Origin of the sequence: Caulifigura coniformis, from assembly GCF_007745175.1 — a bacterium.
Taxonomy (GTDB): domain Bacteria; phylum Planctomycetota; class Planctomycetia; order Planctomycetales; family Planctomycetaceae; genus Caulifigura; species Caulifigura coniformis.
Window position 1 is genome coordinate 4,330,715 of record NZ_CP036271.1, and the last position, 21,094, is coordinate 4,351,808.

General features: G+C 62.8%; 20 protein-coding genes. 3 read left to right on the forward strand and 17 right to left on the reverse strand.

The window, feature by feature from the left end:
- Positions 1-18: 18 nt before the first annotated feature.
- The 4 genes from Pan44_RS17475 to Pan44_RS17490 form a co-directional block, all read right to left on the reverse strand.
- Complete coding sequence (locus Pan44_RS17475) at positions 19-603, reverse strand: response regulator (RefSeq protein WP_145031426.1); 585 nt, start codon at positions 601-603, stop codon at positions 19-21.
- Between the two features lie 396 nt (positions 604-999).
- On the reverse strand, positions 1,000-1,707 hold the full coding sequence (locus Pan44_RS17480; RefSeq protein WP_145031428.1) for a PTS sugar transporter subunit IIA: 708 nt from the start codon (positions 1,705-1,707) through the stop codon (positions 1,000-1,002).
- Between the two features lie 6 nt (positions 1,708-1,713).
- Positions 1,714-2,679, reverse strand: coding sequence for a sugar phosphate isomerase/epimerase family protein (locus Pan44_RS17485; RefSeq protein WP_145031430.1), 966 nt, complete (start codon positions 2,677-2,679; stop codon positions 1,714-1,716).
- 131 nt (positions 2,680-2,810) lie between these two features.
- The gene (locus tag Pan44_RS17490) at positions 2,811-3,908 is read right to left on the reverse strand and encodes a DUF3500 domain-containing protein (RefSeq protein ID WP_145031432.1); all 1,098 of its coding nucleotides are present in this window, start codon (positions 3,906-3,908) and stop codon (positions 2,811-2,813) included.
- 304 nt (positions 3,909-4,212) lie between these two features.
- Here Pan44_RS17490 and Pan44_RS17495 point away from each other — a divergent pair, with 304 nt between their 5' ends.
- Complete coding sequence (locus Pan44_RS17495; protein WP_145031434.1) at positions 4,213-5,400, forward strand: hypothetical protein; 1,188 nt, start codon at positions 4,213-4,215, stop codon at positions 5,398-5,400.
- A 13-nt stretch (positions 5,401-5,413) separates the two neighbouring features.
- Here Pan44_RS17495 and ygfZ read toward each other — a convergent pair whose 3' ends face one another.
- From ygfZ to Pan44_RS17520, 5 genes are all read right to left on the reverse strand, one after another.
- Positions 5,414-6,433, reverse strand: a complete 1,020-nt coding sequence (ygfZ, locus tag Pan44_RS17500) for a CAF17-like 4Fe-4S cluster assembly/insertion protein YgfZ (protein ID WP_197453414.1) — start codon at positions 6,431-6,433, stop codon at positions 5,414-5,416.
- A gap of 199 nt (positions 6,434-6,632) precedes the next feature.
- Positions 6,633-6,899: a BMC domain-containing protein gene (locus Pan44_RS28330; RefSeq protein ID WP_145035086.1), complete on the reverse strand. Its 267-nt coding sequence runs from the start codon at positions 6,897-6,899 to the stop codon at positions 6,633-6,635.
- Positions 6,900-7,143: 244 nt separating this feature from the next.
- A complete protein-coding gene (locus Pan44_RS17510) occupies positions 7,144-7,428 on the reverse strand; it encodes a BMC domain-containing protein (RefSeq protein WP_145031438.1) in 285 nt (94 codons plus the stop codon).
- Positions 7,429-7,509: 81 nt separating this feature from the next.
- Positions 7,510-8,214 (reverse strand): phosphate propanoyltransferase, encoded by a 705-nt coding sequence (pduL, locus tag Pan44_RS17515; protein WP_145031440.1) that lies wholly within the window; start codon positions 8,212-8,214, stop codon positions 7,510-7,512.
- 78 nt (positions 8,215-8,292) lie between these two features.
- A complete protein-coding gene (locus tag Pan44_RS17520) occupies positions 8,293-9,387 on the reverse strand; it encodes a DeoR/GlpR family DNA-binding transcription regulator (RefSeq protein ID WP_315861122.1) in 1,095 nt (364 codons plus the stop codon).
- Here Pan44_RS17520 and Pan44_RS17525 point away from each other — a divergent pair.
- Positions 9,365-9,817: a hypothetical protein gene (locus tag Pan44_RS17525; protein WP_145031445.1), complete on the forward strand. Its 453-nt coding sequence runs from the start codon at positions 9,365-9,367 to the stop codon at positions 9,815-9,817. The genes Pan44_RS17520 and Pan44_RS17525 overlap by 23 nt on opposite strands.
- 32 nt (positions 9,818-9,849) lie before the next feature.
- Here Pan44_RS17525 and hemW read toward each other — a convergent pair whose 3' ends face one another.
- Complete coding sequence (gene hemW / locus Pan44_RS17530) at positions 9,850-11,112, reverse strand: radical SAM family heme chaperone HemW (protein WP_231754089.1); 1,263 nt, start codon at positions 11,110-11,112, stop codon at positions 9,850-9,852.
- The gene (locus tag Pan44_RS17535) at positions 11,040-11,837 is read right to left on the reverse strand and encodes a sensor histidine kinase (RefSeq protein WP_145031447.1); all 798 of its coding nucleotides are present in this window, start codon (positions 11,835-11,837) and stop codon (positions 11,040-11,042) included. Before Pan44_RS17535 ends, hemW begins: the two co-directional genes overlap by 73 nt.
- Positions 11,838-11,994: 157 nt before the next feature.
- Here Pan44_RS17535 and gltX point away from each other — a divergent pair, with 157 nt between their 5' ends.
- Positions 11,995-13,554, forward strand: a complete 1,560-nt coding sequence (gltX, locus tag Pan44_RS17540) for a glutamate--tRNA ligase (RefSeq protein WP_145031449.1) — start codon at positions 11,995-11,997, stop codon at positions 13,552-13,554.
- A 6-nt stretch (positions 13,555-13,560) separates the two neighbouring features.
- On the opposite strand, the gene Pan44_RS17545 is transcribed toward gltX, so the two are convergent.
- The 6 genes from Pan44_RS17545 to nusB form a co-directional block, all read right to left on the reverse strand.
- The gene (locus Pan44_RS17545; protein ID WP_145031451.1) at positions 13,561-15,330 is read right to left on the reverse strand and encodes an SMP-30/gluconolactonase/LRE family protein; all 1,770 of its coding nucleotides are present in this window, start codon (positions 15,328-15,330) and stop codon (positions 13,561-13,563) included.
- A 344-nt stretch (positions 15,331-15,674) separates the two neighbouring features.
- Positions 15,675-16,022, reverse strand: coding sequence for a Rieske (2Fe-2S) protein (locus tag Pan44_RS17550; RefSeq protein ID WP_145031454.1), 348 nt, complete (start codon positions 16,020-16,022; stop codon positions 15,675-15,677).
- 129 nt (positions 16,023-16,151) lie between these two features.
- Positions 16,152-16,934, reverse strand: coding sequence for an HpcH/HpaI aldolase family protein (locus tag Pan44_RS17555; protein WP_145031456.1), 783 nt, complete (start codon positions 16,932-16,934; stop codon positions 16,152-16,154).
- A 138-nt stretch (positions 16,935-17,072) separates the two neighbouring features.
- Positions 17,073-17,774 (reverse strand): hypothetical protein, encoded by a 702-nt coding sequence (locus Pan44_RS17560; protein ID WP_145031459.1) that lies wholly within the window; start codon positions 17,772-17,774, stop codon positions 17,073-17,075.
- Positions 17,775-17,815: 41 nt separating this feature from the next.
- On the reverse strand, positions 17,816-20,455 hold the full coding sequence (locus Pan44_RS17565; RefSeq protein WP_145031461.1) for an MMPL family transporter: 2,640 nt from the start codon (positions 20,453-20,455) through the stop codon (positions 17,816-17,818).
- Between the two features lie 153 nt (positions 20,456-20,608).
- Positions 20,609-21,091 carry a transcription antitermination factor NusB gene (nusB, locus tag Pan44_RS17570; RefSeq protein ID WP_145031463.1) on the reverse strand — a complete coding sequence of 161 codons (483 nt, stop codon included), beginning with the start codon at positions 21,089-21,091 and terminating at the stop codon, positions 20,609-20,611.
- Positions 21,092-21,094: the final 3 nt, after the last annotated feature.

The window sequence follows — 21,094 nt, forward strand, 5'->3', positions numbered from 1 at the left end:
GGGCGCGGTTGAACCTTTTCAGCGAACCATCTCGGCCGATTCCATCTCCAGGAGTCCGCAGATGCGGTTCAGGAGCGTTTCGACCTCGAAAGGCTTCTGGAGGAAGTCGTTTGCACCGGCGGCCTTGAGATCTTCGATGCGATCGGCTTCGACCATGCCAGAAATGCAGATGATCTTCGTGCCGTCGAGCGTCGAATCGCTGCGAACCCGCTGGCAGACTTCCTTGCCGTTGATGTCCGGCAGCATCACGTCGAGGACGATGACATCCGGACGGTATTCCTTGACCATCATTCCTGCGTCGAAACCGTTGTTGACGGTTCGGACTTCGAAGCGGCCGTCGTTTTCGAGGACGTCCCGCATGAGCTCGGTGAGCTCGCGGTCGTCGTCAACGATCAGGGCCTTCCGTTTTCCGGACTCCAGTGCGTCCGTGGGGATACCGTTCTCTTTCATGAACTTGTAGAGAACGTCGCGCGGAATGCGGCGAAAGCGGGATCCGGGAACCCGAAAGCCCTTCAGCTGTCCCGAATCGAAACAGCGGATAATGGTTTGCTGGCTGACCTTACAGATTTTGGCAGCCTCGCCGGTGGTGTAGACGGTCTTCATGTGCTGATCTGTCCCTCGGTTCGGCCGGCCGATATCGCGATCCACCGCGCCTAAGCACCTGTTCGTCCGTGGATGAAAACCAAGAACGACGCGATCCTCCGTGACGCACGACCCGCCGACCCGGTAGCGACGGCGGGGAACCTCTTCCGTAATGGTCTTTGCCGGGGCCGCGAATCCTGCGGCCGGCACATCCTTCGTCGAACACCGATCTTCTCAGGATTAGCAGTGTTATCGACTCTTCCGATTGTATTCGTTCTGGGAATCTGGTCAATCTGTGTTTCCGGACGTTGAAGGGGCAGGACGCGGGGTCTGATATGACCGCGGTGCTCCCCTTAACTCCTTGATCCTGAACAGATTCAGACTGCTTCAGGGGGCATCATCCGCCCGTCGGCACGCTTAACCCGCCTCAAATGCCGTATCGGCAGCCGACAAAATCCCAAAAACCTCGCGGGCATCGGCCGCATTCCGTAAGTCATCGAGCAGCCCGGGTTTCTGGATGACGCGACCGAGCCTGGCGAGGATCCGCAGGTGGGTGCGGGTGTCGCGGCTGGCGACCAGAAAGAAGAGGTCGGTTCCCGAGTTGTCGGGGGCGCCGAATGGAATCGGAGAGTTGGTCCGCCCAAACGCGATAACGGCATCTTCCAGGGACGAGGGAAGCGGCTGGCGGGGGTGCGGAATCGCCACCCCCTTCTCAAAGGCGGTCGACATCAGCGACTCGCGCTCGATGACCGCCTGCAGAAGAACCGCGGGTTCCCAGACCTTCCAGGTTTTTCCCGCGGCCTCGACCAGGCCTTCGAGAACGGAGCGTTTCGTCCGTCCCTCAAGCGGCACCTGCACCTGCTCTTCCGAGAGGTACGTCGAGAGGAGCGTGTCGGCCAGCGGCACTGATTCCGATTGGGACTGCTCGAACGACGCGAGTTCGGCGTCGGTGAAGCCTCGCAGTTCCTGCTCGATCCATCCGCGGATTTCGGAAGTGTGGTATTGCCACTCAGTGCCCCGTTTGTGGGCCGGAATCCGGCCACGGAGCGTCAAACGTTCGAGTTCGCGCTGGTCGCGGCCCGTTTCACGGGCCAGGTCGGCGAGAGTCAGCCAGTCATGATCCATAGCGGATTATGAGGCGTCGTCGACCGATTGGGCAACTGGATTGGTGGCAAAGCAGTCGTTGAGCAGGCCTCCGGACCGCATCAGGCAGGCGCGAACAAGGTCGTGGTGTTCGAGTTTCCACAAGTCGCGCGACCAGACCTCGATCTCGTACATTCCCTTGTATCCGGATTGCTCCAGCGTGGTGACGATCTGGCGCAGCGGAATGACGCCATCTCCCGGAAGGAGTCGATCGTTCTCGGAACGCGGGGGCTCGCGCCAGTCGCTGAGCTGCACGACCGCAATCCGGTGAATGATTTCGGGCAGCCGTTCGAGCAGCCTGGGCTCACGCCAGAGGTGATAGGTTCCGAAGCAGAACCGGGCCGCCGGGCAATTCACGCGATCGAGAATGTCGAGGGTTTCCTCGAGCCGGTTCAGGAACGACCAGTTCTTGCCGAACAGTGGCGCCATCGGCTGCAGTGCGATGTGCACCGTCGAATCGGCTGCGGCGTCGCAGAGTTCTTTGACCGCCTGCATCGCCAGGCGCATGGCATGGCTGCGGATGTGGGTGAACTGGACGCCTGGAATCACGACCAGGGCGCCGGCGCGAAGTCGCCGCGCGATTCGCAGCTTGCGACGCGCATCGCACATGGCGTCCGGAAACGAAAGGCCGCCCGCGCCGGTAAAGCCGCCACACCAGCCGAGAGACGACACTTTCAATCCGGACAGGCGGATCCGATCGACGTCGGCGGCGAGCGCTTCGTCGTTGAGCTTCTGCCAGTTCAGACCGATGGCGGTCAGCCCAGCGTCTGCGTAGTTCTCGAGATCTTCCTCGAGGCACCAGCGCGGCGTCGTCATCTGGTTGAGAGACAGTCGCGACATGACCTGTCGCGGCAGTTTCACCCGAGCGACGTCGGTATATGAGCCGGGCCCTGTCGGGTCCGGACTCACTTCCTGCGCCTCGTCCGGCGCGGGGATAAACGATGCATCCATCATCAACTCAGAGTTCCGAGAATTTGCCCGCGCCACTTCGACAGTCCATCACGTCTCAGCAAGCTGACCCGCGGGATGGACGCCCGCAGAATTTCAGCGGCCGGACGAATTCCGGCCGCCTGCCCCACTGCCCTTCAGCCCACGGCGTTCAAGACCGGCGACGGATCGTCGGCCACGTTGACCCACACATGGACGTGCGGTGAGCCCCGGAAGTGCCACACGAAAGAGGGCCCTTCGAGTCGCCAGATATCCCACACTCCGTCCTCTCCAATGTCGTCCGACTGATAAAATGCAAGCGAGCACTTCTCCAGGCCTCCCTGCTTTTCGAGGCACTTCTTCGCCTCGTCCTGGTCCGAAACCCGGTATGGCTCAATCAGGCTGTCGAGCACGCCTTTGACCACCCCTACTTGATCGCTGGAAAGCTCCGCGATCCGGATGCCCGGGAGCGAGCCCTTCGCACCCTGGAATTTCACTTCGGATTCATCGGGGGCCTCTTTGACCAGCGCCTGCTTCTGCTGCTTGCCGTCGAGCATCTTGTACAGCGAGTTGGCCTTCAAGGCTTGCGGCCAGAAGACGTTTCCAACGTGGTCCTTCTGCTCGTCGAATTCCTTCGACGCCTGGTGCCCGTAGAAAATCGGGCCGCCGAAGGCGACGTGATCGGTCGAGTTGCCATCGCAACGGATGGTCAGGTGACGACCAGTCATCACGAATTCGAACTTGCCTTTACCGGGCTCGCCGAAGAGCGCGATCGTCTGCGCCTTTCCGTATCCGCCGGCGTCGTCCTGCAGTTGTTTCTTGACCCGGCCGTGCCATTCCGGGTTATAGAGGCCGTAGAAGATGGCCTCGATCATGTCCCGCTGGTCGGCGGTGAAGAAACTGCCGCCGACGTTCATCGTCTTTGCGTCGGTGATGCTCCAGTTGTTGGACACGTGCGTCCGGAGCAGGCCGCGCTTGTCGGTGTGGTCCCAGGCGAAGCAGATTTTCGACCGCTGGGTGTCCGTGAGTGATTCGTAAAGCTTCTCGACGAGGTTTTCGGGTTCCGGCCTGGAAGGGGTGTCGGAGAATGCCGATTTGGGGAGCACCGTGATGGCAGCGCCGGCGGCGGCCGTCGACATGAACAGGCGGCGATCGACGTGCTTGATTTCCACCGATTCGCTGCGATCGGTCACCGGGCTGGAAGAATCGACGTTCAAAGACTCGACACAGTCAGGACACGACTTTCGAGGCTGCATCACGACTCTCCCCGGGAAGAAGGACGAAGCGGCACCGACCGCGCCGCGGGCAGTATGCGCGTGGTCACGCCCGATGTGCAATTTGCAGTAGGCGGTGATTTGACTGAAATCTGATTTCGACAATGTCTGGCGCATCCTGCCTTGACAGAATCCTCTTGCGACGGCGATTCGAAACGTCCTACGCTCAAAGTCGAGGTTCGCCCACATGACGCTCCGTGGACGACCGGGGGGCGATGCTCCACTGCGTAGAATCGCTCGCCGTCGAGACTCCACCGAAGTCCACGTCACAGCCGGGGAAAGACCGATGCCATCTGGAAGAAATGCCCTGGCCTGCGTTGGCGTGGTGGCGCTGTGCCTGGTCGAGTCGGCACCGGCTGCGGACCCGCCGTCGCAACCGCCCAATCCGCCGCGTCCGGAACGCGTCTTCCCCGCGCCGAAGCCGGAGCCTTCTCCCGAGTCGCGTCTCGGAGAGCGGAGTGCGGTAAAGGCCGAACCGACATCGACGACCCTGCACATCGATCTGCTGATGAACGACGCCACGGAGGCCTTGCAGTCGCAGACGTGGGGACGGGTGTTTGATGCGCTTGGCCACCGCGTACGCGTGCGGACCGCCGGCGTGGATGACGAGGCGGCCATCGAAGAGAGCCGGCGGGGGCCCCTGCGGACCGTCCAACTGACCGGTCGCCTCGACCGGCGCGGCACACTGACGTTTCCCGGACGGACGTTCAAGACGGGTGATGAACGCGCACTTAAAGAATGGCTGGAAGAACTCGAAGCGTATGGTGCCCAGGGAAGTCCCGCAGGACAACCTCGCTGGGGCCTGAACACGGAGCAGTTTCAAGGTCTGTTCAGATCCCTGGCGGAGGACGTTTCGACCGATCTTCAGGGACAGCCGCTGATCGATGCGGCGCGGAGCCTGGGATTTGGAATCGACATTCCCCTGAGAGTTCACGATTCCGTCGCCGGAAAATGGAATTCGACCGAGTCGCCGCTGGTGGTCGCGCAGGACGTCCGGGCCCTGAGTCGCGGCTCTGCGTTCGCGGTGTTGCTCAACGACGCGGGCCTCTGCTTTCGCCCGTTGCGCACCCCATCCGGCTCGATTGACCTCGTTGTGCTGAACCGGGCGGAGACGCCAGACCCGTGGCCGATCGGCTGGGCGCCCCGGCCGGATGTGCAGCGCAGTGACTACGCTCCGTCGTTGTTCGCGTTTGGCCCGATCGGCTTCCTCGATCGGCCGGTGACCGAAATGCTTCAGGACGCGCGCGATCAGACGGGATGCGCGATCGTGATCGATCATCCGGGGATCGCAAAGAAAGAGGTGGACCTGGTGAAGAAGACCTTTGGCTTGCCTCAGAAGAAGACAGCCTGGGTGCTGGTGCTTCAGTCTGCGCTGGCCGGCACGGGCCTGGTCCCGCATATCCGCGTGGATGAAGCGGGCCGTGGATTCATTTTCATCGCGCCGTTCGAGTCCCGCGCCATCAGCAACCAATAGGCGGAGGGACGGTTTACGTCTCCGCTCGGGCCCCGTCAGCCAAAGCCGGCGTAACGACTTCCCCCATGAACTCCCCGGCTTCTCCGACGGCACGAATAGCAGAGCCCAGAGTCGCCGTTGTTCTGAGCATTCCGATCGCGACCGTCGCACTGCCGTCGACGCGCCCCACGGACGAGAGCGTGCCGACGTCTGCCTGCGTTGAGGCAAGAACGACTTTCACGGGCGCTTTCAGCCCGGCCGAGTTCTCGAACGCGACGAGCCTCGACTCGCGGTTGACGTGCCCGAGGGCGTCAATGCGGGCAATCGGCTCCTGCCCGAGGTAGCAGCCCTTGGTGAAGCTGATCGCCTTCTGGGTTCGGGCGGCTTCCTGGGCGAGATGCTCGTCGCTCAGGTCGACTCCGTACATCGGGAAGCCCGCATCGATCCGCCAGGCCTCGAAATCGGTGGCCGACACCTGGACCGGCCGGGGCCGTTCGGGATCGGGGAACTCGAACGCACTCACGACCGATTCGACGGCTTCATGCGGGATCACAAGTTCAAAACCCTGGGCGGCCGTGACGTCGAAACGTCGCACCGTGACCGGCCGGGACTTCGCGGTGACATGTCCGAACGGACCGAGGGGGGCGAGGTCGAGCCCCAGCCCGGCCTGCAGTAGTGCCGGCCAGTCGCGACCGAACAGATACACACAGCGTGACCGTTCGGTGATGACCTCGATCTGGACATCTTCCGTGATGAGAAAGCGATCAAGATGATCGCGGATCTTCACGTCTTCGCCCGGGACCGTGTCGATCACGAGGTCATCGCTTCCAGCGAAGACGAAGATGTGGCCCAGGATTCGTCCCTTGATGCTTGTCAGGAACGCTTCGCAGCCCTGGCCGGGTTGCAGCTTCTTGATGTCGTTCGTGCAGAAGTTATGGAGAAACTTCGCGCGATCCGCCCCGGTGAGGCGGACCTGGGATCGCCCAGGCCACGCGATCCAGCCTGCGGCGGGCAGGAATGCGGATGGGCGGTTCAGGGACAGTTCAGACGACATCGCAGTGCTCGACGGGACCGAGGGAGCTCGCCCCATCATAGGCGGCCCGCTCGTGATCAGCCCGCGGAAGGTCCGGAGTGAAAACAGGAGTGGGCCCGGTGGCCAGACCCGCCAGCAGGCCGCGTGGCCTGCCCCCGCCTGAAGACGGCTGGCAGCCTCACGGCCTGCGAAGACTTCCTTGAGCGGAGATTTCGGCGAATCAGACGAACTTTTCCATCAGGCCCTGAGCCGGACGCGGGATGACGTGGCTGCCGACGAGTTCGCCAACCTTCGAGGCGGCCGCGGCACCGGCATCGACGGCGGCGCGGACGGAGCCGACGTCTCCCTTGATCACGACGGTGATGAGGGCGTTGCCAATCTGAATCGCCTTCACGATCGAGACGTTCGCGGCCTTGAGCATCGCGTCGGTCGCTTCGACGTGAGCGATCAGGCCCTTGGTTTCAATCAGTCCGATGGCTTCGTTCATGGTCGCAGTCGCTTTCGGGAGTTCTTTGACTTCAATGATGGGCGGCGGAGTGGTGACGACCGTTTCAACGCGGTCGCGGGCGGCCACGGTGTTGCGGCCCGCGGGGAGTGCCCGGGGCCGACGCTCTGGAGGCTTCGGGCGAGTTCGGGACGGAGATCGTTTGGCGGCCATCCGTCAGAAATCGCTGGGGAACAGGGAGAGTTGTCTGGGGTCGTCCGAAGGCCGGGCCGGCGGTTCAACCGGCTTAGCTTTTGGACTTCGGCAGGATCGAGCCGAGTTCTTCGTGCGGGCGCGGGATGACCTGCACGCTGACGACTTCGCCCAGCTTGCTGGCCGCGCTCGCACCGGCGTCAACGGCCGCCTTCACCGCGGCGACGTCCCCCGTGACGAACGCCGTCACGAGTCCGCTGCCGATCTTTTCCCAGCCGACCATCTGCACGTTGGCCGCCTTGAGCATGGCATCGGACGCTTCGATCAGGGCGATCAGCCCTTTGCATTCCACCATGCCGAGGGCTTGTCGTTCGGCCATGAAACTCTCCAGGTCAGTTCGAGTGACTTAAAAGGGGGCCTCAGCATTCCGCCAGCTGGATCGCTGACGGCCTGCATGATTTCAATGTTTGCAGCCGCAGGTTCCCTGCGACGTCAGCTTCACAAGTTCGACTTTCGTCGCCCGTTCGAGGTTCACCGCGTTGCCTTCATCGGTATCGAGGTGAACTTCGAGGCGAATCCTGTCGTCGCCGCCTCGGACGGCCAGGTCTTCGAGGACCGTCGTGCATCCGGGAGATTCGATGCGGAGGGCCATGCGTTCTCCGTTCTTCACTCCATGATGCACCATGTCGGCCGGCGACATGTGGACATGCCGCATGGCGCGGATGACACCCTGTGACAGTTCCAAGACTCCGGCGGGGCCGACCAGCACGCAGCCGGGCGTCCCCTTGATGTCTCCACTGATTCTCACCGGGGCGTCGATCCCAAGCGAGATCGCGTCGGTGAACGCCAGTTCGACCTGTGTGTCGCCGCGACATGGTCCCAGGACGCGGACATTGGGGATCATGCGCCGACGTGGTCCGAAGATCGTGACAGTTTCTTCGGCGGCGAAGTATCCGGTCTGGTAGAGGTCCTTGACCGGGGTGAGGGTCTTCCCCTTCCCGAACAGGACTTCCACGTGCTCCGGAGTCAGGTGGCAGTGCCGCGCCGAAATGTTGACGACCAGCGGATTCGGCTTCGCCGTCGAGGCTGCCGCCCCGCCAGAGTGCTTCGAAAGCGCCTCGCGGACCAGGCGTTCGACAGTCGCTCGATCGATGGTCGCTGACATTCCGTTTGTTCGCCAGTTGTCTTCGTTGCTCCAGGACGAAATCGCCCCGGGGAGGTTCCGGTCCCGGGGGACCGCTGATTATTTCGTCGTCAGTTCGACGGCCACGCCGTGGTCGTCGAACACGTTTCGCCATTCGGGCGGCGGGGCCCCGTCCACCACGATGCGGTCGACCGCGTCCCAGCCGCACAGGAACGCCAGTTCGGAATGCCCGAACTTGGTTCCATCCGCCAGGACGACGATTTCGTCGGCCGCTTCGATCATCTTCCGTTCTGCGTCCACCAGCAGCGAGTTGCTGTTGAACAAACCTTCAGGCGTCATTCCGCCGGCGCTGAGCACGAGTCTCCGCGCCTTGATCCGTTCGAGCGCCGCCGTGGTCAACGGACCGAGCGTCACGCCCGTCTTCGGGTACAGGTAGCCGCCGAGGAAGATCAATTCGATCTCCGGAGCGCCGGCCAGTATGGACACGATCGGCAGCGAGTTCGTCACAACTTGCAGAGACTTCCCCGCGAGGTTGCGAGCGACCTCCAACGTTGTTGTTCCCCCATCCAGCAGAACCGTCTCTCCCGGCTGAATCAGATCAGCCGCTCGTAGGCCGAGTCTTTGTTTCTCGGCGGAAGCCCGTTCGCGACGGACTTCAAACGGCGTCAACGACTCACCGACGTACGCGGCCCCACCCCGGGCTCGTCGAATCTGACCGTTTCGGTCAAGAAGCTCCAAGTCCCGTCGCAGAGTCGACTCGCTCGCTCCAGTCGCTTCTGAAAGCGACTGGAGTGATGCAAAGCCTTGACTTTCAATTAGTTGCAGGATGATATCCCGGCGTTGGTCGAGGAGCACTGCCATTCCCCTTCGAACTGGATTCCGGAACTGTCGGCAACAATAGGTCCGAAAACGAGCAGAAGCAATCAAGAGCCGCCAGAACCGGTCATTGACCGCGACGCGGGCCGGGCAGCCCGAGCAATGGAATGACCTCGCGCAACCTGGCGGCAGGTTATGATGGGCCCGTATTCGCGAGAGACGGAGGTCAGCGTCGACGGTGTTGAAATGGTCGGCTTTCCGAAAGGAAGAGCGGCGTTCCAGCCACGGCCCCACACGGCAAACACGGGAAGAAGCCACCCTTTTTTGAACCTGAAGTCCGGTTCTGAGGATCGAAATGGAATCGTTGGCGAACCGCATGGAGCGACGCGAGGCTCTCTGGAACTCGGTGGTCTTAGCGGTCACCGTTTTGGGGATCACAACGACCAACGCGTTTGCGCAAACTGCCGCTCCCGTTCCGAAATCCATCGCTGCCGACCAGGCCCGGAAGCACGTCGGAGACCGGGTCACGGTGCAGTTCAAGGTTCTGCATACGAAAGCAGCCAAAGAGCCGGACCGCGTGTACCTCGATTCGGAGAAGGACTACCGGGATCCCAGAAACCTCGGCGTGCTGATCGAGGCCGATGCCCTGCCCTCCTTTGCGAAGGTCGGCATCAAGAATCCGGCCGCGCACTACGACGGCAAAACCATCCGGATCACCGGAAACCTGTTCTTGCGGGACGACAACGTTTTCATCAGGGCAAAGGCGCCGGGGGACATCAAGATCGTTGACGACAAATCGGGCGGATAGGCCAATGGGGTGGCGGGGCACGCCAGATCGCGTCAATCGGCCACGAGCAGCTCGGAGACCACGCTGTCCGCGACGAAGACGCCTTCCCTCGTCAGCCGGAGGCAGTCGGCCGCCCGTTCCAGCCACCCGGATGCTTCGAGCTTCGCAATGGACGCCCCGGCCAACTCGTCGAGTGCGACGTCGAAACGTCCCTCGAATTGCCGGACATCGATTCCATCGAGCTGCCGGAGGCCAAGCATCAACGCTTCACGCGCCCGGTCTTCGGGGGAGAGTGTCTCGGTGAAACCCGGCTTCGTCACGCCGCGGGCCGCCCGCGTGTTATCGATCCAGTGCGTGGTGCTGCGATGATTGGTCCGCCGAATGCCGTCGATGTACGACGCGGCTCCCGGGCCGATGGCGTAATAGCTTTCGGCATTCCAGTAGACCTGGTTGTGGCGACATTCGAAGCCTGGGCGGGCGAAGTTCGACAGCTCGTAGTGGCGGTACCCGGCAGAGGTCAGCGTGTCGATGGCCAGCGCGTACATCTCCCGTTCAAGTTCTTCCGGTTGCTGCCGAAGCTGGCCTTTGGCGCGTCGCGACCAGAAGGCCGTCCCCTTCTCGAAGGTGAGGCCGTACGTCGACAGGTGAGTCGGTTCGATCGCGAGCGCCGCATCGAGATTCCGCCGCCAGTCGTCCAGCGTTTGCGCGGGGACTCCGAAGATCAGGTCGACTCCGACATTGGGGATCTTGGCCTTCAGCCGATTGACCAGCGAAACGGCCTCCGCCGGGGAGTGGTCGCGTTCCAGGATGGCCAGTTCCTGCGATTGAAAGCTCTGCACGCCGACGCTGACCCGATTCACACCGACTGCCGCGAGGGCTTCGATCCGGGCGTCGGTGAGATCCAGTGGATTCGCCTCAACGGAGAACTCCGCGCCGGTTTCGAGGCGGACATGATCCAGGACGCCGCGTAAGAGACACGTGAGCTGGCCGGCCGAAAGATGGGTCGGAGTCCCACCGCCGAAGAAGAGCGTTTTCAGTTCCGCGCGATGCGGGACGGCGGCGCCCAGTTCCAGATGGAGAGCTTCGAGGTAGCGGTCGATCAGGTCGTCGCGGCCTGCAACGAGCGTGAAATCGCAATATCCGCAGCGGTGACGGCAGAACGGAACATGCACATACAGTGCGCGAGGAGCGCCCCAGGGGGCGACGGCGACTGCTCCAGAAGTGGCGGCCGGATCGGGCATCATCACCACCGGGCGGTCCGCACCGCCGGGAACGACAGCGTGAACCGTGTCCCGCGGCCTGCTTCGCTGTCGCATTCGATCGTCGCATGGTGGGCTTCGACGATCTTGCGGACCGTGGGAAGCCCGAGACCGGTTCCCTTGGGCTTCGTGCTGAAGAAGACATCGAACAGTCTCCTTCTCACCGCCTCTGGCATCCCCTGCCCACTATCGATTACCTCCAGGATGACGCGGCCGTCGCGGGCGAACGTCTGGATTTCGAGCTGTCCTCCCTGCGGCATCGCCTGTTCGGCGTTGCGGGCGAGGTTCATCAGGGCGATCCGCAGCAGCGTCGGATCGACTTTTACCGGAGGCAGGCTTGCAGACAGATGCGGGCTGATTTCGATCTGGTGTCCCTTTGCCTCCGCCTGGAAGAAGTCGACAAACTCGGCCACCAGCGTGCTCAGATCCCTCTCCTGGAGGTCCGGCTCGCCGGCACGGGCGAACTGCAGAAAGGCACTCAGCAATTCGTCGAGCCGGCCGCACTCGCGGCCGATCGTGTCGAGCTTCCTGGCGATCCGCTGGTGGCGCGGGTCGTCTCCCAGCTGCAGGTCTTCGCCCAGAAGCTGCAGGTTCATGCGGATCGTCGAGAGTGGATTCCTGATCTCGTGGGCCAGCCCGCCAGCAAGCGAGGCAATCTCCGCGTATTGACGCCGAAATCGTTCTGACGACTGGTCCGCCGTCCGGACAGCGTCCTGCAGTTCCCTCTCGGCGGGAGTGGGCGTCGCCAGATTGAACTCCGGTTGATGGTTGATTTCGGACATGCGGCAGCTGCAAACGAACTCGGAATCGCGGGGTCTCAACGCAGTGTAGCGGACGGTTGTGGCGGGGCACGGTGCAAGATCCGCGGGGCGGTCGCAGTCCCGCCGCTTCAAACCTAGACTTCCGCACGTCCACGTTCCTTCCTGTCTGACGCGCACCATGTCTGTCCGCACCCGTTTTGCTCCCTCCCCCACTGGCTACATGCACATCGGCGGCATGCGGACCGCGCTGTTCAACTGGCTGTGGGCCAGGCACAACGGCGGCCAGTTCATCCTGCGGATTGACGACACCGACCGGGAACGAAACGTCGAGGCCGCGCTGCAGCCGATCCTCGATGCCTTCCGCTGGATGAATCTTCCCTGGGACGAAGGCCCGGAGATTGGGGGTCCGCACGCGCCGTATTACCAGTCGCAGCGCAACGACCGCTATCGCGAGGTCGTTCGGCAGCTTGTGGATTCGGGCAAGGCGTATCGCGACTACGAAACGGCGGAACAGACCAAGGCCGACCGCGATGCCGCGGAAAAGGAGAAGCGGCCGTACGTCAGCAGTCGGCGTTCGCTGGGGCTCTCGGACGAAACACGGGCCGAGTATGAAGCGACGCAGGTCCCGTACGTCGTCCGGCTGCTCGTTCCGCGCGAACGAAAGGTCAGCATCAACGATCACGTCCGGGGATTTGTCGAATGGGACTGCTCGTTGATTCCCGACCCCGTGATCCAGCGGAGCGACGGCAGCCCGCTCTATAACTTCGCCACGGTGGTGGACGACGTCGACTTCGAGATCACGCACGTCATCCGTGCCGAAGAACATCTGACGAACACCGCGGTTCAGCACCTGATTTACGAAGCGATCGGCGCGAAGCCGCCAGAGTTCGCCCACATTCCGTTCGTGGCTGCGCCGGGGACGACGAAGAAGCTGAGCAAGCGCGAAATCGGCAAGTACCGGAACAATCCGCAGTTCAAGCGGATGTTCGAGATCGCCGACACCGTCCTGCCGAAGCTGGGGATGAAGTCGGATGACTCGATGAATCCCGTGATGGTCGCCTTCTATGAACAGGTGGGCTTCCTGCCTGAGGCGGTGTTCAATGCCCTCGCGCGGCTGGGCTGGTCGCTGGATGACAAGACGGAATACATGTCGCGGGAGTTCGTCATCGAGAACTTCACTCTCGAGCGGGTCGTCAAAGGGGCCGCCGGGCTCGATTGCGACAAGCTGATGTCGTACCAGGAACACTGGATGGCGAAGCTGAGCGTCGAGGAGAAGGTGACGCGCTGCCTGCCCTTTCTCGAACGCGCCGGCTACGTCGCCTCTCCGGCCGACTCCGTTGCAACGGAGCTTGCGACGCGGCTCGTTGTCGCGCTGGGAGAGCGGATCAAGCTGTTCTCAGACATCCTCTCCTACGAAGAGTATTTCGTCGCTGACGACGCCCTCGCCTACGATGAGAAGGCATTCGAGAAACGCATCCGCAAGGCGGACGGCGCGGTGGAACTGCTGAAGGGGTACGGCGAAATGCTGGCGACGCAGGACGACTTTTCCGCGGCGACTCTGGAGCAGGCCACGCATTCGTTCGTCGAGTTTCGAGGTCTGGGCCTTGGTGACATCGTTCATGCCGTTCGCGTCGCGACGACCGGCAAGCCGGCAGGACCGGGATTGTACGACTGCCTGGCGCTGCTCGGCCGCGACAAGTGCCTCAAGCGGATCGAGCGGGCGCTCGCCCGCGCGTGACATCGGTCAGAGACGCGGTTTGGGCGGCGTGATCGGCGTTTCCCAGGTCATGAGGCCTTTGGCATTCACCTTCCGGCGGAAGACCTTGTCGCCGCACATGAGGTAGACGGTGTCGCGCGCGGGGCCGCCGATGACGACGTTGGCCGGCTTCTTTCCGAGGTTGGGGCTCGGAAGAATCAGGTGGACCCGGCCTGGCTGATCGAGGATCTGCAGCCCGAGTTTCGTCGTCACATACAGCCGGCCTTCGGTGTCGGCAATCATGCCGTCAGCGCCGGACTGCGTTGTTTCATCCGGCGTATGGAGCCAGCCGTACTGCTGCTTGTGGAGGAGTTTGCCGTCCTCGCGGATCTGGAAACTCCAGACGAACCGCCCGAGCGAATCGGAAACGTGGAGGAGCGTCTGGTCTGGTGAGAGGGCGATTCCATTCGGACGTTCGATTCCGTCATCGACCGATTGTTTCTGACCGTTCTGATCGAACCGCCAGACCTTTTTGCTGGCTGGATCGGTGAAATACCCCGTTCCGTTTTGCAGGACGACGATGTCGTTGGAACTCACATCCTGGACAAACGATTCGACCTTGCCCGACTCGTCGAACCGGCCGATCTGCCGGAGAGCGTTCTGGCAGGCGTAGAGCTTGCCATCAGGGCCGAATTCGAGTCCGTTGGCTGAGCCGGTCTGTTCGGCGAAAACCGAGACCTGCCCGTCGACGCCGATCTTGTGGATGCGATTGTTGGGGATGTCGGTGAAGAAGACCTCCCCTTTGTCGTTCACGGCCCCGCCTTCGGTGAACTTGTAGCCCTCGCCGACGAGTTCCCAAGTCTGGCCGGGAACCAGAATGTCAATCCGGTGATGTTTTCCGACGCCGGGCTCGATCGGTTTGGGATAGTCGCGCCACAGCCAGCGGAGGGCGTCGGCCGAGATGGAAGCCATGTGTTTTCCATTGTGGCCCCCTTTACCCCACGCGTGTTTTACGTCGTATCCGGCCCATTCGAGGCTGCGGAGCATCTCCTGATTCGCCAGCCACCAGCTGCCGGCATAGAGATCGTTGTCGTTCTCCCCGTCCTGCAGAAAGACGCGGATCGGCTTGGGTTCCGTCTTGCGGACAAGGACCGGGTAAGCATCGCCGCCACGCAGGCCGACGTAGGTGCCGATACCGCTGAGGACGCGTCGAAACGCATCGGGCCGCTCCCAGGCGACGGTGAACGCGGCGATGGCGCCGGAGCTCGAGCCGGCGATGGCCCGGTCGTTCGGATCGCTACTGAGCGCGTAGGAATCGCCGACCTTCGGGAGGATCTCGTTGATCAGAAAACGGGCGTAGCGATCGCCCATTCCGTCGTACTCGAAGCTGCGGTTGTAGCGGGCCTCGGCCTTTCCATCGGGAGTCGCAGCTTTCGGCGCGGGGACGACGCCAGGGGTGATGAAGATGCCGATCGTCACCGGCATCGCCTTCTCATGGATCAGGTTGTCCATGACGGCCGGCAGCTTCCAGTTGTTGGCGAGACCCAGGCCGTCCTGGCAGACGAGCACACAGGCCGGTTTCGACTTGTCGTACTGGGCGGGGACGTAGATCCAGTACTGCCGCGTGGTACCGGGAAAGGTCTGCCGGTTCTTGCAGACGTACTCAAACGGCCCCTCGATCTTTCCTTCCGGAACGCCGGGTTTCTTTACAGCGTCGGGATGCTCGGGGTAGGACTCCTGCTGCGCGAGGGCGACCGGGGAGAAGACCAGGAGTGCGAGCACGCAGCACATCAGGCGGAGCATCGGAGCGGCCTTCATCGGAGATTGAGCGGATTGTTGTGGCCCAGTTTATCGCTACGGCGACGGTGCGCCGAACTGACCGTTCCGGCATCGCCTTCCACCTGTGACGTTGTGTGACGACCTGTGACGCCCGGTGTTCCTGCGGAGACGCTGATGAAACGCGGTCGATTGGGCTGGTGTGACACGTGTGACGCCATTTCGGTCGCCTACTGGTGGAACGGAGCTTGCGGATCGGACGTTGCGGTGTAACTTCTTCCTCTGCTTTTACTGACGTGGTTGCGCGCGGGAGTTCGGCGTGAAGCGGGGCCCGACGGGGAACATCTGACCGGAGGCGTGCACCTTCCGCTGGCTGGCGGGGGCGGTCAGGTAGCGATTGACGCGCCGCTGGCGGGGGGGGCGGGGATCCGGACCTGGATTTCCTCTCCGGCGACCCGCACTTCGTAGGTCTCGGCGCGGACCTTGGACTTCGGGGCATCGAGCCACGAACCATCGCAGATGGAGAATCGCCAGGCGTGCCAGGGGCACATGACGGCCTTGTCTTCCACTGGGCCGGCCGACAGTGAAGCGCCCATGTGGGGGCAGAGATCGTTGATGGCGTAGTATTCGCCTTCGACGAAGAACACGCCGACCATGCGGCCGTTTACGCAGTAGGAGCGACCTTCTCCCGGGGGGATGTCGCCGATGCGGGCGACGGTCTGAAACTCGGGCATCAAGAATGTTCGGAGGGTGCTGCTGGATGGGGAGATCGACAGATCACCGGCGGGCGAGCGCCCTGCGGCCCACGCCTTTCAAATGACCGGGGGGGACTCCCCCGGTCGCCGGTGATCGGCATAGAACGATTATTTCCTGGCGAAGACCTGCGGGAAGTTGTCTTTGATCGCCTTGATGCCGGCGTTCACGATCCGCATGTCGGACGCGGGAGTGATCAGGCTGCACCCCTTTTCGAGCAGCATCTCGCAGTGCTCGGGGGTGGTGGTGAGCGCGGCCCACTTCTTTCCGGCCTTCTTGCAGGCCGCGGCCACTTTATCGATCGCGGCCAGGCACTTCGGGTGGAAGAAGTCGCCTGTGACCCCCATAGCCTGACTGAGGTCGAACGGGCCGATGAAGAGCATGTCGACACCGTCGACGGCGGCGATCGCTTCGGCTTCTTCGACGGCCTGGGCCGTTTCGATCTGGATGATAACCAGCGACTCGCGGTTGGCGGTTTCGCAGAAGTCCTTGGCGCTCATGTTGCCGAATCGGCCGTCGACGCCGCCGTTGTTGAGGCCGCGCGTTCCACGAGGAGCAAACTTGGCCCACTGGACGATCTGCTCCGTCTCGGCCGCGTTTTTCACCATGGCGGCCATGATTCCCCCTGCGCCGGCTTCGAGGCACTGGGTGACGACGGCATAACTCGTCGGGGCGATGCGGACGAAGCTATCGAGTCCGGCAGCGCGACAGGTGACGCAGGCGACTTCCAGTTCCCGCATCGTCAGGCCGCAGTGCTCCTGATCGATCCAGACGCCGTGGAAACCGCCGGTGACGCCGATGCACTGGACGAAATTGGTGTGGAAGACGCGGCCGATGCCGCAGACGACGACGCGTTCACCTTTGACGAGGCGGGAGCGGAGGGTTTGGAACATGGGGGAAGGAAGGATGAGGGCGGAAGGATGAAGGATGAAAACTGGGAGTGCTGGGGCCATGAAGCGGAGCTTCATGGCGGGGTGTTCCCAAGCGGGAGCTTGGGAACGAGGGTGGACCGGCGGCTAGCGCCTCGCCGCTCACTGCACTGGCTTTTCGACTTTATTGCCTTTGAGGACGAGGTTATCGAATCGGCCGGTGTCGTCGAAGGAGCCGATGCCGATCTGTCCCCAGGTGAAGGACTTGTCGACGGCGGTCATGACGGGCGTTTTCATGTCATCGAAATAGACGTCGATTTTTCCGTCGTCGACCGTGCGGATGATCCGCGCGTGATGCCAGTTGTCGTCCCAGGGGGTGCCGGCGGTGGTTTTCGTCGAGATCTTCACACGGTCCTTGTCGTTGACGATGAAGATCTGGTTGGCATGGTCGTCCGTCTTCTGGCCGAAGTGGACGTAGTACATGTGGGCCGGGTCCTGGTAGCCGAAGAACAGGCAGAGACTGCGGTGGGGGTAGTCGCGCGCGGTGGTCTGGAAATCGACGTCGAGCTGCAAGTCGCCGACGACCACGTCCTTCAGGCAGTTCCGGTTGAAGGGGGAGCGGACGGGCGTCTTGACGCGGACGTCTTTGAACTGGTGGAAGACTTTGGAATGGTCCGTGTCTTCGTGCTTCCAGGCCGATTTGTCGGCCGGTTCCCAGCGCGGGAAGGGATCAGTTTCGAAGTCGTCCTGGAAGACGACCGGCCAGTCGCGGGACGAGTCGTCTTTGGCCTGTTGTGCGGCTGCCGGAGTGCTGAAGAACGCGATGGCGATCGCGGCCAGGATTCGCTGAAAGCTGTTCTGCATCGTTCGTCCTCGCGAGAGCACTCCGGGTTTTCCGGAAGGGATCAGATCAGTGGTTTGTCAGCCGACTCGAGCACATTGTCTGGGTCGTCGGGATCTTCCATCGCGTCGGCGATCGGGGTGTGGGGCGGCAGTCCTTTCGGCTTGCCGAGAATCCTGCCCAGGGGGCCGAAGCGATCGCTGTAGAGCAGGATGAGGTAGGCCGGCACGAGGATGGGCCGGACCACGAAGGTGTCGAGGAGGACGCCGAAGGCGAGGGCGAAGCCCATCTGCACCATTCCGCCGAGCGTGCCGGTCAGGAGGGAGCAGAAGGTGCCGGCCATGATGATGCCGCAGCTCGAAATGATGCCTCCAGTCCGGGTGAGGGCGATCAGCACGCCGGGAATGAGCCCGTGCTTGCGTTGCTCCTCAGTCACGCGGGCCATGAGGAGGATGTTGTAGTCCTCGCCGAGAGCGGTCAGCAGGGTGAAGGTGAAGATGGGCACCTTCCAGTCGAGTCCCGCGAAGTCGGCCCCTTCCTTGATCCGCCAGACGAGGAACGTGACGCCGATGGTGACGAGGTAGCTGAAGACGACGGTGACGATCAGATAGGCCGAGACGGCCGGCTGACGGAGGAGCGCGACGAGAACGAGGTAGACCGCGAGCATGACGAGCAAGTCGATGCGGATCTGGTCGCGGTCGGTGGTCGTCTTGAGATCGCGGATGCCGGCGGTCGGACCGAGGGTATAGATCTCGGTCTTACCGAGGAGGTCGGCGGGGACGGTCGGCGGCTCGGCCTTCGCTTCTTCCGCGAGGGCCTCTTCCATCGCCTTGCGAACCCCTTCTTCGGCGACGCCCAGCTGGGAAATGCTGCTGCGTTCGAAGGGATCGATATTGAAGACAAGATCGACGCGCATCACGGTGCCGGCGAGCGGGCCACTCGTACTGACATAGGCGCGCTGGGCGACCGTCTGGCTGTTCCGGCGAATGATCCGGTTCTGTTCCCGCATGTGCTTCTGGGCATGCGGCATCAGCCCCAGGGGGGCATGAAGGACTCGGACATCCTTGATGCCGAGTTCGTCAAATCTCGGCCTCAGTTTCTCGATGAGAATTCTGGAGATTCCGACGCGGTGACTGAGCCCCTCGGTGGAGATCTTGCCAGCAGGGAGCTCGCGCTCGTCGGGGCTTCGAAAGGCTTCATTCTTCAGCAGGACGATGGCGGTCCCGGTCACGCCGGCGGGGAAATGCTGCTGGATGGCCCGGGCGCCGCGGACGCTGGCGTCGTCCTGGGGAAGGTCGGTCAGCAGGCCGTAGCGGAGGTGATCGTGCCAGGAGATCGCGAGGGCGGCGAACGGCAGCATGAGGCCGATCGTGACGACGAAAATCGTGCCTGGGCGGGCCGCGAGAGCACGGGCGACGACGCCCCACAAGCGGTCGAACAAGCCCTTCTCGTGGAGCGATTCGATGAGGCCGGGCGAGGGAATCCAGCCGGCTTCCCGGGCGACGTGTTCCTTGCGGACATCGGGCCAGAAGGCCCAGCGGGCGACGATCCGCAGCAGCGCGGGGGTGAGCGTGAGCGAGCAGAGCAGCACGATCAGCATGCCGAAGGAGATCGCGAAACCTGCCTGCTGGAACTTCACGAACTCCGCGAAGGTCATCATGTAGATGCCGCAGATGCTCGTCGCGGCGCTGGCGGTCAGGGCGGCGCCGACGAAGCCGACGGCCTTTCGAATCGATTCCGAGTAATCGGACCCGTGGTCGAGCTGCTCACGGAACCGGGCGATCAGGAAGAGGCAGTAGTCAACGCCGGCGCCGTAGGCGACGACGGTGACATAGACGTTCATTCCGGCAAAGAAACCGACCCACCCTTCGGAGGCCATCCAGGTGAGCGTGCGGAGGGCGACCGTGACGGCGATGCCGACAGTCAACAGCGGGATCAGCGCGACGATCGGAGCGCGGTAGATCAACAGCAGCAGCGCGATGACGAGCAGCTTGGTCCAGTGATCGGTGCTGCGGGCGCTGTTGGCCTCAGCCAGAAGCATGTCGCGCCCGACGGTCGCCGAGCCGCTGATCGCCATCTGGAGGCCGGCCGGCATCTGTTTCTGGACGTCGGACGACGCAAGCACTTCCTCGATGCGGGCGATGGCCAGCATGTTTCCGTAGTCGAGGAATTCGCCTCGGAGCGTAATGCGGATCAGCGTCGCTTTGCCGTCCTCGCTGTCGAGGAGGGGCGAAATGCGGGAGTCGGTGCGGCTGGAGATCTTCTTGATCCGCTGCTTGTCGTCCGGCACTGGTGCGAAGGCCATCGACGGATCAAAGGACCGTCCTTCCGGGGTGGTTTCCTTAAGCTGGAGCAGCCGGGGTTCGAGGACGCGCTCGACGAATTCCTTGTCGGCGTCCGTCAGCCCGGAGGCGATGTCGGTCCTGCGGATGACGATGACGACCGAGCTGCCGGCGGGATCTTCCTGGTCCTTCTGAACCTCTTCCGCCTGTTCGTTGTCTTCTCCCTGGGGGAAGAACGCTTTGCGGTAGACGCCATCGGCGATGAGCGACTGGGAATACGGCGGCAGGAAAGAGAAAACGCCGTCCTTTGAGACCTGGTCCTTGCGCGGCGCTTTCCAGAGCAGCAGGCCGAGGATCAGAGCCCAGGCCACCACCACAACCCAAGGGTAACGGCTGACCTTATCGCCGAGACGGTCGTACATCCGGATTCCATGAAGCGGCCGAGGAGCGTGACACGAACGTGCCGACGTTGCGCACCTCTCCTCCCGATCTGCTTCAAACGCAAGGCGATGCGCCGCTACAAGCTAGAGAGAAATGCCCCGCTGGAAAAGCGTCCGAAACGGGTGCGGGCCGTCCTAGGGAGCTTTGGACGTGTCGTGGTCGGCAGAGTCGACGGCGTTCGCGGGAATTGCCGGGAGTTCGGCGGCGCTCGGGGGGCGCTTTTCCGACGGGACGAGCTTGTCGAGCACGCCGTTGACGAACTGGGCCGACTGGTCGGTTCCGAACTTGCGGGCGAGGTCGAGGGCCTCGTTGATGACGACCTTGAGGGGGCAGTCGGTCTGGATGAGTTCGAAGGCGCCGAGCCTGAGGACATTCCGGTCGGTCGCCGCCATCCTGGAGAGCTTCCAGTGAGGGGCGATCGTCTGGATCTTCTCATCGAGCATCGACTGGAATTTCAGGACGCCTGCGAAGAGGCCCCAGGCGAATTCCACGAGGTCGGCCTCTTCGAGGCGTTCGTGCATCTGTGACCGGATCGTCGAGGACGACACATCCGGATTCAGGTCGACCTGAAACAGCATCTGAAGCACGACTTCGCGCGCTTTACTACGGCGTGACATAAA